The sequence below is a fragment of the Blastococcus capsensis genome (assembly GCF_030165005.1).
Classification (GTDB): Bacteria; Actinomycetota; Actinomycetes; order Mycobacteriales; family Geodermatophilaceae; genus Blastococcus; species Blastococcus capsensis.
In genome coordinates this window covers 1-13433 of the sequence record NZ_JASNNW010000040.1, presented here as the reverse complement: position 1 = coordinate 13433, position 13433 = coordinate 1, and the positions used below count along the sequence as shown (strand labels likewise).

6 protein-coding genes are annotated in these 13433 nt (G+C 69.1%); 2 read left to right on the top strand and 4 right to left on the bottom strand.

The genetic code is table 11. The features are described from left to right. The first annotated feature begins 1345 nt into the window (after positions 1 to 1345). Together QOZ86_RS20710 and QOZ86_RS20705 are read left to right on the top strand one after the other, a co-directional pair. On the top strand, positions 1346 to 3136 hold the full coding sequence (locus QOZ86_RS20710; RefSeq protein ID WP_284493859.1) for a S8 family serine peptidase: 1791 nt from the start codon (positions 1346 to 1348) through the stop codon (positions 3134 to 3136). Positions 3137 to 3152: 16 nt separating this feature from the next. Continuing rightward, the gene (locus QOZ86_RS20705) at positions 3153 to 5771 is read left to right on the top strand and encodes a putative bifunctional diguanylate cyclase/phosphodiesterase (protein WP_284493858.1); all 2619 of its coding nucleotides are present in this window, start codon (positions 3153 to 3155) and stop codon (positions 5769 to 5771) included. Positions 5772 to 5851: 80 nt separating this feature from the next. Here QOZ86_RS20705 and QOZ86_RS20700 read toward each other — a convergent pair whose 3' ends face one another. From QOZ86_RS20700 to QOZ86_RS20685, 4 genes are all read right to left on the bottom strand, one after another. Beyond that, complete coding sequence (locus tag QOZ86_RS20700) at positions 5852 to 7126, bottom strand: two-component system sensor histidine kinase NtrB (RefSeq protein WP_284493857.1); 1275 nt, start codon at positions 7124 to 7126, stop codon at positions 5852 to 5854. A gap of 134 nt (positions 7127 to 7260) precedes the next feature. Beyond that, positions 7261 to 8433: an HD domain-containing phosphohydrolase gene (locus QOZ86_RS20695; RefSeq protein ID WP_284493856.1), complete on the bottom strand. Its 1173-nt coding sequence runs from the start codon at positions 8431 to 8433 to the stop codon at positions 7261 to 7263. A gap of 660 nt (positions 8434 to 9093) precedes the next feature. Beyond that, positions 9094 to 11925, bottom strand: a complete 2832-nt coding sequence (locus QOZ86_RS20690; RefSeq protein WP_284493855.1) for a putative bifunctional diguanylate cyclase/phosphodiesterase — start codon at positions 11923 to 11925, stop codon at positions 9094 to 9096. Positions 11926 to 12853: 928 nt separating this feature from the next. Beyond that, the coding region (locus QOZ86_RS20685) for a transposase (protein WP_284493679.1) at positions 12854 to 13433 on the bottom strand (580 nt) is incomplete at its 5' end.

Sequence of the window (13433 nt, the reverse complement as noted above, 5' to 3'; positions counted from 1 at the left end):
GTGCGCCGACCCCACGTGCTTGACGATCTCCTGCCGCCCGGCCCGGTACGCCGCGATCTGCACGGCCGTGGCCCCCGAGGCGGTCCGCACCCGCCGGATGAACGCCACACCCCGACCCTAGGCCGAGCCCGTTAGTGCGTGAAACCACGCCGAGTCCAGAGCGTTCCCGCAGCTCAGCGAGCCGCAGCAGAAATGATCATGCAACCCTGATCAAAGTCAGGCGCTGCGATGCCGTGACCGCGCGCCGAGGCGAGAACGCTGGTCATGCGGGGACGAACATCTCGCCGATCCGTCCGACCCCTCGTATGACGACGCCCACCGCGTAAGGAACATCGCCGGCCTAGCAACGACGCTCAGCCCGGCAGCCCGGCAGCCCCAGGTGCTGCCGGGCTGCGATCTGCTGAGCAACCCTCATCCGGGGTCATCCGAGACGCTCGGCGGCCACCCGGCGTAGAGGGGGACCGCGAATCGGCAGACCTCCACAGCGGTGACTGCCACCAGCCGACGTCGCTCAGCAGGTTGGGGGCCGCCGCGCAGGCAGACAGCGGCGTAGAGGGCGTACTGGCTGTGGCGGTGCTCGGCGCCTCCGCGGAAGGTCACCTCGACAGATATCTCTCGCGCAAGGCTTCGTACTTCAACGGCTTGGCAGCAGGCGGGCAAGCGACGTCAGGCGCCGTGACGGCGGGATCCAGCATCGCGACGTCCGACGTGAACTGCCCCGGACATCGTGGCGGGGCACGGCGGCCACGATGTCATGGACGTCGTCACCGCGGGCCAGATTGGTGAGCGCCCAACATGGGCGCGGCCATGAAGGACCGCGTGGCCTCCACGCACCGGAGCCGTCAGTGCGGCGGCGCACCGCTGCCAGTCTTCCAGTCCTGATGGAGATGTCGTTGCGCCGCTGATGTGCTGCGTCCGCCGCCTCGACGGCGGCCCGCAAACTCGTTCTGAAGAACGCCGCTCAAGCGCTCCCTGCGAGGCGACGGACTTTGTCCCTTCTGTTTCGGGCGCGCGTCCATCGGGTGTGCCCGAACGGCTTGCTGCGATTCAGCTGGCGCCAGTTGACCGCACTATGACTTCTGGCCCTGCGGATTCGGCCCTGTCACGGGCAGCCGTAGCTGAACTGCGCTGATTCATGGATCCCCCACGCACGGGTGAACCTCGCCATTTCTGGCCTGGCTGCATACAGCAGCTCACGTTGCGTGCCGAACTAGTTCGTGAAGCCAGTGCAGATGACGTATAGAGGGGAATCGATATGGATAGGACCGAAAGGGGTCGGGCCCCAACTGCTCCACCCGCGTTCGCCTGGACGTGGGGAGCGCCGGTTCTGCGGACGCGTCCGATCATGACGGTCGCGACCGCTGCTGCGTTGGCCGTCGGTATGGCCGGCCCTGGTGTGGCGCAGGCGTCGGCTGGCGCCTCCGCCGCGCCGGTGTCGGTCATCGTCCAGGAGTTCCCGGGTGCCGGGAACGCTCCTGAGCGCGCCGTGGCCGCCCTCGGCGGCACAGTGGAGGAGCCGCTGGGGATCATCAACGGCTTCAGCGCGACGGTGCCGGCTGACCGGCTGGGCGTGTTGCGCGCGGCGGTCGGTGTGCGGTCGGTCACCGAGGACGCCGCGGTGGAGTTGCTCGACGCCGAGACGGAGGCGGTCAACAGCCTTCCCACCTCGATGTACTCGATCAACCACGAGATCATCGGCGCGTCGGGGATGTGGGACAAGGGATTCACCGGCCGCGGCGTCGACGTGGCGCTCATCGACTCCGGCGTTGTGCCGGTCGACGGGCTCCGCGGGTCAGGCAAGGTTGTCCACGGCCCGGACCTCTCCTTCGAGGCGCAACTCTGTGACGAGACCGGGTGCGATGACAGCCCGGTGCGCGATCTCGACACCTACGGGCACGGCACGCACATGGCCGGCATCATCGCCGGCCGGGACGATGCCACGGCCAGTCCGGTGACCAGCGGGGACACGTCGAACTTCAAGGGCGTGGCCCCCGACGCGCGCATCGTGAGCGTCAAGGTCGCCGACGCCTTCGGCATGACCGACGTGTCCCAGGTGATCGCGGCGATCGACTGGGTCGTGCAGAACCGCAATCGGGACGGGCTGAACATCGGCGTGCTGAACCTGTCCTTCGGGACCGACGGCGTGCAGGACTACCAGCTCGACCCACTCACCTACGCGGCCGAGGTCGCCTGGCACAGCGGGATCGTGGTCGTCGTCGCCGCCGGAAACGGTGGATACGGGACCGAGAAGCTGAACAACCCCGCCTACGACCCGTACGTGATCGCCGTGGGCGGCGTCGACGGCAAGGGCACGCACGGCGTCGGCGACGACATCATCCCGACGTGGTCGAGCACCGGTGACGGCGGGCGCAACCCCGACCTGGTCGCCCCCGGCGCCTCGGTCGCGAGTTTGCGGAGCCCGGGGTCCTACCTGGACGACAGCTACCCGAACGCACGGACCGGGGAGCGGTTCTTCCGCGGCAGCGGAACCTCGCAGGCCGCCGCGGTCGTTTCCGGCGCCGCGGCCCTGCTGATCCAGCAGCGGCCCGGCATCACCCCGGACCAGGTGAAGGCTCTGCTGGTCGGGACCGCCAAGGAACTGCCCAAGGCCGATGCGGTCGCCCAGGGGCACGGGCTGGTCGACCTCAAGAGGGCACGCCAGGCCAAGACGCCTGCGGCGGTCCAGACGTGGCCGCGGGCCACCGGCGTCGGCTCCCTGGACGCTGCGCGCGGCTCGGCTCACGCGGAGCTCGAGGGCACCCTGCTCGAGGGCGAGTTCGATGTCCGGGGCACCGCCTGGGATGCACAGTCGTGGTCCCGCGGCGCCGCTGCTGGCACCACCTGGAGCGGTGACTCGGCCTGGAACGGTCAGGAGTGGTACGTCAGCAGCCGCGATGGCGAGCTGGCGAGCCTCACCTGGTCGGGCCGCACGTGGGCCGGCCGCACCTGGGCGAGCCTGACGTGGGCCGGCCGCACCTGGGCCGGCCGCACCTGGGCCGGCCGCACCTGGGCCGGTGACTCTTGGACCGGCCGCACGTGGGCCGGCGTCGAGTGGACCGGCCGCACCTGGGCCGGCCGCACCTGGGCGGGCCGCACGTGGGCGGGCGTCGTCTGGTCCGGCACGGACTGGAGCTGATCACATGAGGACGACGATGACGGACACCTGCCCTGCCAGCCTGCGGAGGTGGTCATGGCTGACCACCTCCCGGCGCATCGCGCTACTCGTGGCCGCGATGTCGATGGCCGCAGTGGCAGTGTTCGTCATCGTCGTCCGTGATCTGCCGGGACTCGACGCACCGTTTGGCCTCCCCTGGTGGGCGTGGGTCGCGGCCTTCGCCGCCGGCGAGATCCTCGTGGTGCACGTCCAGCTGAAGCGGGACTCGCACGGCTTCTCCCTCACCGACCTTGTGCTCGTCGCCGGGCTCTACCTCGCCGAACCGGCCGTGGTCGTCCTGACCCAGCTCCTCGGTACCGGCCTGGCGCTCGTGCTGCACCAGCGTCAGTCCGGCCTCAAGCTCGCGTTCAACCTTGCGCAGTACGGACTCACCGGTTCCGTGGCGGTGGTCGCGTTCACCGTGCTGGCCGGGAACACCGACTGGGACAGCCCGTGGCGCTGGACGGCCGCCCTGGTCGCCGTGGCGGTCACCACGCTCGTCGCTGACCTCTGCTTGTTCGCCGCGCTCAGCATCTCGGAGGGCACGCTTCACGTCCGCGAGCTGCCGCACATGCTCATGCTCTCCCTGCCGTTCGCCGTCGGAGTGGCCGCTATCGGCCTGCTCGCCGCGTACATCGCCCTGCAGAACCCGACGGGGCTGCTGCTGCTCGTGCTGCCCTCCGTGCTGCTGTTCAGCGCCTACCGCGCCTACACCAAGGCCCGCGAGCAGCAGAACAACCTCCGGCTGCTGCACGAGACCACCTCGCTGCTCTACAACAGCGACGACGCCTCCCTCGCGCTGACCAACTTCCTCACCTCGGTGCGCGGCGCCTTCCGCGCCGGAGTCGGCGAGCTCGTCCTGCTCGGCGAGGACGGCGTCACCACGGTGAGCCGCAGCCGCGACGGGCAGGAGCCGACGGCCCTGCTGCCCCTGCCGCACAGCGCCGACGTCGAGCAGCTGATCGAATCGGCGACGGCGACCGGTGTGCTCACCGCGCGGACCGGCCAGGTCCGCGGGTCAGGGCTGGACCAGTACGCCGGCCAGCGAGGCTTCAAGGACGCCATGGTGTCGGTACTCCGGACGGAGAACCGGGTGCACGGCGTGCTGCTGGTCGCCGACCGGCTGGGCGACGTCGCCACCTTTGCCAGCAGTGACCTGGCCCTGCTCGAGCCCTTCGCGCGGCACCTGGCCACGTCGCTGGAGCGTGGCCGGCTGGAGAGCGACCTGCGGCAGGTGACCGAACTCAAGGAGAAGCTCCGCCACCAGGCCATGCATGACGCCCTCACCGGATTGCCCAACCGCACCCTTTTCCTCGACCGCACGCAGCACGCCGTCCACCTCGCCGCCCGCAACGGCCTCTGGCCCGCCGTCCTCTACATCGACCTCGACGGCTTCAAGCCCGTGAACGACACCTACGGGCACGAGGCCGGCGACGTCCTGCTCCAGGCCTTCTCCGAGCGGCTCGACGGTTGCCTGCGGTCGGCCGACACCGCCGCCCGCTTGGGAGGCGACGAGTTCGCCGTCCTCCTGCACGGGCCGATCGATCGTTCCGGTGTTGAGCGGGTACTCGACCGCATCCGGACCCAGTTGGACCGCCCGATCGATCTCGGCGCCGGGCGAGAGGCCACCATCGGCGCGAGCATCGGCGTGGCCTTCGCCGACGCCGGGACCGACGTCGCCACTCTTATCGGTCACGCGGACGTCGCGATGTACACGGCCAAACGCAACGGTCGCCACCGCTCCGTCTTCTACGAGGCCGGTCTCGGCGATGCCGCCCCGGAACGGCCGGACCCGGCCGCCGAGCTGGCCGCCGCCCTGGACCGCGGCGAGCTCACGGTCGCCTACCAGCCGCTGGTGGACCTGCGCGCCGGCCGCGCCATCGGAGCGGAGGCGCTGGTCCGCTGGCAGCACCCGGTCGACGGCAATCGGCCGCCGGACACGTTCATCCCCCTGGCCGAGGAGACCGGTCTGATCATGGAGATCGGCGAGTTCGTGTTGCGCGACGCCTGCCGGCAGGCCGTGCGCTGGGTGCAGTCCTCCAGCGATCCCGCCGATCTCCTCGTCACGGTGAACCTGTCCGCACGCCAGGTGACCGACGCGCGCACCGTCGAGGCTGTCCAGGCAGCCCTGGCCGACACGGGCCTCGAACCGCACCGGCTCGTCCTGGAGATCACCGAGACCGTTCTCATGCAGGACCGCGACGCCGCCGCCACCAACCTCGACCGGCTCAAGGCTCTCGGGGTCCGCATCGCGATCGATGACTTCGGCACCGGCTACTCGTCGCTGGCCTACCTGTGCCGGTTCCCCCTCGACATGCTCAAGGTAGCCCGCGAGTTCGTCGACGGCCTCGGCCGGGATCCCAACGCCGACGTCGTCACCCGCGCCATCGTGGAACTGGCCGGAGCCCTGGGACTGCGCACCGTCGCCGAGGGCGTGGAGACCGACGAGCAACACCAGCAGTTGGCCGAACTGGGCTGCGACCTCGCCCAGGGCTACCTTTTCTCCCGCCCGGTCGACGCGGAGACGGTCCTCGCCCTCATGGCCGGGGTGGATGCCGAGGCGTCGACGACTGGCCCCGCTGCAGGATCGTCGACCGCAGAACTCGCCATCGCCTGACAGCGTCCCGGGTGCGGCACTAGCTTTCGGCAGTCGCCCGGGACACCGTCAGCTCACCGTGACCCATCAAGGCGACGAGCTCAGGCGCCGCGCTCCGCCGGCACAGCCGTCGTTCGTCCGCCAATGGGCAGCCGCACGCTGAAAACAGTGCCCTGCCCGAGGACGGATTCCAGCGTCAGCGTTCCGCCGTGCCCCTCCTGCACGACGCCCCGAGCAAGCGGCAGGCCCTGCCCGCTGCCGCGACCGACGTCCTTCGTGGTGAAGAACGGGTCGAAGATTTTGTCCCGTACGTCGTCCGGGATCCCGCCGCCGGTGTCACCGATCCGGACGATCACGTGGTCACTGTCGACCGTCGTCGTAACGGTGATCGCACCGCGCCGCCCGGTCTCCTCGATGGCGTCCGCGGCGTTCACGATCAGGTTGAGGAACACCTGGTTCAGATCCGCGATGTTGCACAGCACTGGAGGCAGGTCGGCCAGCTCCACGGTCAGGTCGGCGACGTCGCTGACTTGGTGGCGCGTCACCGTGACCGTGGCCTCGAGGGCCTCGTTGAGGTCGGCCGGCACCTGTTCCTGATGCCCCGGGTGGCTGAAGGTCTTCATCGCCCGCACGATGCGCGATACCCGCTCGATCCCCTCGAGCGTCTGCTCCACGGCGCTGGGAATCTCCTTCTCCAGGTAATCGAAGTCGATGCCGGCCTCCGCCTCGCGCACCCTCTCCTGCCGCTCGACCCAGCCGATCGGGTTGGAGGTGTCCAACAGCCCGCGGTAGACCTCCACCACCCGGATGAGTTCCTGGTAGGCCTCCTCCAGGAAACGGGCGTTGTCGCCGACGTATTGGATCGGCGTGTTGATCTCGTGTGCCAGCCCGGCGGACAGCCGGCCCAGCGATTCCAGCTTGGACTCTTGGTGGAGCTCCGCTTGGCGCACTTTGTAGTCGGTGACGTCTCGGGCGACGCCCGCGATGCCGATGATCTGGCCGTCGGCACCCACGATGGCCGCGAGACTCACAGATGTGTGCCTCATCGAGCCGTCGGGACCGACGTGCACCGTCTCGACGGTTGTCTTGTTTCCCGCCAGCACCGTGGCCAGCGCCTCGCGCACGCCGGCATCGCCGGTCGTGACGAGGGCGTCGAGCTGCTGACCCAGCACTTCCTCCCGGGGGCACCCGTACAGCTGCTCCGCCGCGGTGTTCCAGTCGGTGATCCGGCCGTCCGGCGACATCGTGATGATCGAGTCGTCGCCGGCCGCGAGCACCGCCTTACAGCGGGCCAGCTCGGCATCTCGCGCGAGCAGCCGCGCCAGAAGCTCTTCGTCCTGGGAAGTGGGGGGCGTGTGGCGATCCGGCGCGTGCATGGGTCCCCGCTTGGTTGTGGTTGGCCGTCCTGCCAGGGGGCGTCCCGGTCGGTCAGGGGTGAGAACGGCGGAGCGATGTCTGTCGCTGCCGGGCCCGCCGGAGCAGCGCCCGGCGCAGACGGCGGTGGGACGGGCTATCCCTGGACGCGCATCCGACTACCGACCCGGTTCTGGCTGATGTAGTTCTCCAGGCGCAGGATCAGCGGGTCGGTAACGACCGTGCCGCGGCTGATGAGCATCACGCCGTCGGTGGTGAGGATGTCATCGAAGATCACCATGTCCGGCTCCAGGTCGTCGATGTGGATCTCCCGTGGTTCGCCAGGGAGCTCCTCGGCGCCATGGAGGCCGATGAGGGCCTCCAGGACGCGCGGGTCGTAGGCGCCCGCGTCGCCGCTCATCGCGGTCAGCGTGTCCTGCACGGAGGGGCGCTGGGACGTGCCCAGATCGAAGTCCGTCGCCGCCCGCAGAATTCGCGCCGCCAGGGGGAGATCGGCTCCCCGAGGAGCGGCCGGCGGTGCCATCCGGCCGTCGAAGCGGACCCGCTGCCAGGCGATGGCCTCGGCCACGCCTTCCAGTCGGGGGATGGCGTCGACCAGTTTGCGGCTGACCTCCGGTACCCGGTCGGCCATCTCGGCCTCGTCCTCATCGAGTGGTCGGCCGGTGTCGAGCTTCTCCAGGACGTTCGGCGGCAGGGTGACCGCGCCGAGGTGGGACAGCATCGCCGTCACCTCAAGTTCCCAGGGCTCCTCGATTCCGAGGGCCTCGGCGAGCTCGGTGACGGTGCGGGTGATGCGCACGGCCCGGCCGAAGGCGGCCGGCTGCGCCAGGGACAGCGTGGCCGTGAGCGCCTCCACCGTCCGGCGCAGGGTCGTGCCCAGGAGTTCCTTCTCCGCGGTCACGAGCCGGTTGAGCTCGACAGCGCTGCCGATCTCCTCCAGCAGCACCTCGGGAGGACACGGCTTGGTGAGGAAGCGGTAGATCTGCCCCTCGTTGACCGCGGTGATGGCGGCCTGCGTGTCGGCCTGCCCGGTCAGCAGGATTCGCACGACGTTCGGGTAGCGCGACCGCACGTGGGACAGGAATGTCGCCCCGTTCATCTGCGGCATTCGCATGTCGGAGACGACGACGGAGACCGGCTCGGACTTCATCAGCTCGAGTGCTTCTGCACCGCCGTTGGCGGTGTGCACGGTGAACCGCTTCCGCAGCTGGCGCCGCAGCCCGTCGAGGATCGCCACCTCGTCGTCCACCAACAAGATCGGCGCGGCATCAGCCGCCGGCCGGGACAGCAACTGCGCAGAAAGGGACAACGGGGGCTCCTGGAGGACCATGGCATTGCGGTCGGCGACGTAACGTCGTGAGGTCTTCTTCGGCACCGGCGCCGCCGAACTCAAGGAGAAGGGCCGTCTTCTTTTCCCACGACCGGGACGGAAGGTGTCAGGAGGTCTGCGCCGCTCGGGAGACCAGCTCGACAGACCGCGCGGCGAGCGAGCCAGCCCTCGAGCGCCGCCGGAGACATGGGCTACCTCACCGGAGGACCCTCGAGGGGCCGGTGATTGACTGACAAGATCACTGACGCACCCCGCGTCGCGGATCACTGCCGCGCTTGCTCGCCGGGGGTCACAGCCAGACCGGGTAATGCAGGATCCCGGTCCGCCCGGGACGTACCGACTGGCGACAAGGCTGAGCGCCTCCCAGCGCCGATCCGTGAGCGACCGGCGTGCACGTCCGAGACCACCGGCTGCTTCCCCGCTGCGGCAACAGCCAGGAGGCACGGATGAACGATCCCACCACCACGCCACCCGACAGGGTGGGATCCCCCGCCTCGAGTGGGCCAGCGCCGACCACGCCGTCTGCGTGGTCGGCGCAGTGCTGTGGAGGCACAGCTCTACCTGACGAGACGCCCTGGCACCGCCGCCAATTCGGGTGGCTGAACAGGACATGCCGTCACCAGCTTGGATGTCGGACGGCTACACGGCGACCAGGGTCGGAACCAGCGTTCCGGCGAGGAGGGCGTCGAGCACGGCAGCCGGATCAGCCGGCCGACCAAGAAGGTAACCCTGCGCACGGTGGCACCCCATGCCTTGCAGCGCATCCAGCTGGGCCGGGGTTTCGACTCCTTCGGCTACAACGCGGAGCCCGAGCCCCTGTCCGAGGCCCACGATGCCGGCTACGAAGGCGGAGGAGTCCTCGTCGGTGAGCTGCGCGGTGAAGGCCTGATCGACCTTCACCTCGGTCACCGGCAGGCGACGCAGCTGCGCCAAGGACGAGTAGCCGGTTCCGAAGTCGTCCACGGAGATGCCCACACCCAGCTCCCGCAGCCGGTGCAGGTTGTCGTTGCCGGCCGCAACGTGCGACATCACCTGGCTCTCGGTGACCTCTACGACCAACCGGTCAGAGGGCAGCCCGGACTCCATCAGGACCTGGTGCACCAGCTCGGCGAAGTCGGGCTTGTTCAGCTGGACGGCCGAGACGTTGACCGCCAACTCCAGATCGATCCCCTGCTCACGCCAGCCCGCGACGACGCGGCAGGCCTCGCGAAGGATGTACTCCCCGATCTCCTCGATCATTCCGCTGTCTTCGGCGATGGGCACGAAGAGGCCTGGAGACACCAGTCCCATCTCCGGGTGATACCAGCGCGCGAGGGCTTCCACCGCCACAACCCGGCCGCTGGCCAGATCGATCTGCGGCTGGAGATGGACCCGGAACTCACCGCGGCCGACCGCGCCGCGCAGCTCCGTTTCCACCCGCAACCGCTCCGGGGACTGCTCCAGGTGCACCAGTCCGCGGGCCTCGGCCCTGACCCGGTGCATGTCTTCGTACGCGCGCTCGATCAGTCGTTGGCTGAGCCCGCGGCGGTCTTGTGGTCCGGCAAGGGGCGCCGCGTCCGCGACGGCGAAGCCGATGGCAAGGTCGACGAACACCTCTTCGCCACCGACGCGCATCGGCGCGGTCAGGCTGGTCCGGACCCTGACAGCCACGTCCTCAGCATCCGAGTCCCCGACGCCGGGAAGGAGCACGACGAACTCGTCGCCGCTGTAGCGAGCCACGGTGTCCCCTTCCCGTACCACCGCGGCGCTCAGGCGGCCAGCGACCTGCCGCAGCAGCTCGTCCCCAGCCTCGTGCCCGAGGCTGTCGTTGATCCGCTTGAGCCGGCTGACGTTGCAGAAGAGGACGGCGGCCTGGGTGCCTTCCCGGTCGACCTCACCGAGCGCAGACTCCAACCGGGCTTCGAACAACGCACGGTTGGGCAGGCCGGTGAGCGCGTCGTGGGAGTCTTGCCGCCGGATCTCGTCCAGGAGCCGACTGTTGTCCAGGGCCACCCCGGCCAGGCCAGCGAGTCCCCAGAGGCGCTCGGTGAGCGCCTCTCCGAGAATGGGCGGGGGCGTGGTCTCCACCCAGTGAGCGAGAACGATGCCCACGAGTTGGTCGTCGACCTTGATGGGAACCGCACCGATCGCCTCGACACCGAACTCATCGAGCATGTCGCGCGCCCATGTCGAGCCGCCGCGGTCGATGAGCATCGGAAGACCGGCGGCCACCATCTCGCGCAGTTCGGGGCTCTCCTCAGGGGTAGCCACGTACTGCGCCAGCCGCTCCGCGAGGTCCGCCGGCCATCCGCTCGACCCCGGTACCCAGATCCTGCCCACACCGGGTTCCCACAGCGCGACTGCGGAGCGGTCAGCGCCGGACAGCACCGGGACGGCCTCGGCCACCGACTGCGCGACCGCGCTGACTGTGCGGCGCCCAGCCAGTGAGCGGGCGACCGTGAGGAGCAGCCGAGCGGTCTCCTCCTGCTCTCGAACCTCAGTCAGCAGCACCGAGTTCTCGATGCCGACCGCCGCGTGCTGGGCGTATGCCGCGAGGAGGCCCTCGTCCTCCGGAAAGAACGCCTGCCCAGGGCTGGCCACCGCAGCCAGAACTCCATAGTGACGGGTCGCCGAAGCCACCTCCACTGCCAGGACCTCCGCGCCTTCGACGGATCGGATTCCTGGCTCCAGCGGCCTTTCCCTGAAGATTTCCAGCACTGATTGGTCGAGACCGCGGGACCGCACATGGCGCACGCCTTTCGGCAACTGGAGATCGAGCAGGTGCCCGCGGGCGTGGACGGCACCATCGGCACGCTCGGCGACCCGGTCCAACGTCTCCTCCAGGGAGCCACCGCTGACCAAGTCGCTTGCAGCCGAACGGAGCCCGCGCAGCCGCTCCTCGGCGTGCGCGATGGCGTCCTGGCGACTCGCGGCAGCCACCGATAGCCCACGCCAACGACGCCACAATGCTCCGGCACGATGCTCCCGCCAGGTCACCGTGTATTCGCATTCGGGTGCACCATCCACCTGGCAAGCCTTCTGCGCGACGCGCGCCGGCGGCAGACCGAAGAGCACAGGGACCTGCTCGATCATGCCGATGCTGTAGTCACAGTCCAGACGGGTGGGTCGCCGCGGCGGCAGGACGCGCCATGCCAGCTCCGCCTCCCCGGCCCGCGCAGCGACACAGCGGGTAACCGCCGTGCTGTCCAGCCGAGTCGACACCCGTGATACATGCCGAAATACGGCAGCAGGAGAGCCGACCACCCGCGTCAACGCCCGAATGGGCGCCAGCGCCGGATCCTCCAGGGCGACTGCCCCCAGTTTCAGCCCGAGGCGCGGGTTATCGAGCTCACGGGCGACCGCGTCGAAGAGCTGGAGCATCACCGAGTACGGCACCCGACCATGAGTGCTCTGCAGGTGCGCCTTCTCCGCAAGTAGCCCAGCCCGGTCGAGCACCTGGTCTACCGCCTGCTCGCCGCCCTCCTCGGCCACAGTCCGCAAGATCAGGCGAGTGCTCAGCGTGGAAGTTCCGCCCCCCGCGTACCCAGACTCCATGTCAACTCCCCGGTTACATGCCACCGCCCCAGCCGCCCGGAGCTCAAATGACTCACCGTTGTCATCGGCCGGAATGGCTCCTCATTTAGGAAGCGATAGCACTCCTCCCTCTCTAGGGGGAGTCATCATCGATCACGATTAGCGCTCTCACAAGTAGCCGAACTAGCTTGCGCGGAAATTCGCTCGCATCCGCACACCAAGCCGATCGACCATGGCCACTAGTGCATCCATATCCGCCAAGTCGCTTCGAGGGTTAGGCCTTGCGGCCATCCGCGGGGCGCGAGCGAGCAGATAAGTCTTGCACACAAGATTCCGCCGAGTCCCCATGGGGGTAAGAGGGCGACCCGGCGCTTCAGGAAAAACCGCCTCCGACCGACATGAACATTGTGATAGAGCGACGTAGCGCCGAAACGTCCCACGTGAGACAGCAAGCACACGACCGACCCATCGAAGACACAGGACGCACAGCAGCATTCGGGCATCAGAGCGCCGACCGGCCACCTGGAGTCACCCCGCCCGCCGACGCGTCAAGGGGCCGCAGGAATAGTCCATCGCGAAGCTCTCCTCCCGATAGGCCCCAGATCTGGGCGCCCCCCAGAGCCGACAGCGCACCACCGACGTCCCGACCATCCCGAACGCTCTCCCGGCACACCTTGGCGCCCGGCGACGGACAACCGACTACAACTTCAGCGGGCCCAGGGCGGCTAAGAGTTTGGTCATGGTGGCAGCGCGACCTCCCCTCGCTCAAGGAATTGGCCTTCGTGATCGCCGCCAACAGTCGAAGTGATGTGGACGACGCCCGCCGACGACTTGAACTATCGGGTCACGCGACTGTCGGCATAGAGGGACCGGCCAATCCGGCTCTTCACGATCGAGGGTGTAGTCGCGGCCTGAACCCGCCGGTCTCGAGCAGGCTTCGGGCGATGTAGTTGGTGAGGTTGCGGAAGCCGAGAGCGGAGCCTCGGAGGTGCTCGAGTCGTCCGTTGATCGCCTCGGTCGGTCCGTTGGAGGTACCGGGCCGGTCGAAGTAGGCCAGCACGTCGGCAGCGCGCTTGGTCAGCGTGCGCCCCAGCGTGATGAGTTCGGTCAGCGCGGCCGGGATGCCGCGGCCGAGCGCATCGATCAGGTTGCTCATCAGCCGTCGGCCCTTCGCCCGGTCGGGCTCGCGGTAGGCGCCGATCATCCGCTGATAGATGCCCCAGGTGGCCTCGACCTGCACGTGCTCGTCGGCGGCGAACAGCGCGGTCAGCCGCTGGCGCTGCTTGTCGGTGAGCAGGTCGGAGCCGGTGTGCAGAGTTCGCCGAGCGCGGTAGAGGGGGTCATCCTTGCGGCCGCGGTGCCCGTGCAGGTCCTGCTGCACCCGGCGCCGGCAGCGGTCCAGGGCATCGCCGGCCAGGCGGACCACGTGGAAGGGGTCCATGACCGCGACCGCCTCGGGCAGTTCC

Bases quoted from the DNA above. Each gene is read 5' to 3' on its own strand.
- QOZ86_RS20710 (WP_284493859.1), top strand. From the start codon at position 1,346: ATGACGGTCGCGACCGCTGCTGCGTTGGCCGTCGGTATGGCCGGCCCT.
- QOZ86_RS20700 (WP_284493857.1), bottom strand. From the start codon at position 7,126: ATGCACGCGCCGGATCGCCACACGCCCCCCACTTCCCAGGACGAAGAG.
- QOZ86_RS20705 (WP_284493858.1), top strand. From the start codon at position 3,153: ATGACGGACACCTGCCCTGCCAGCCTGCGGAGGTGGTCATGGCTGACC.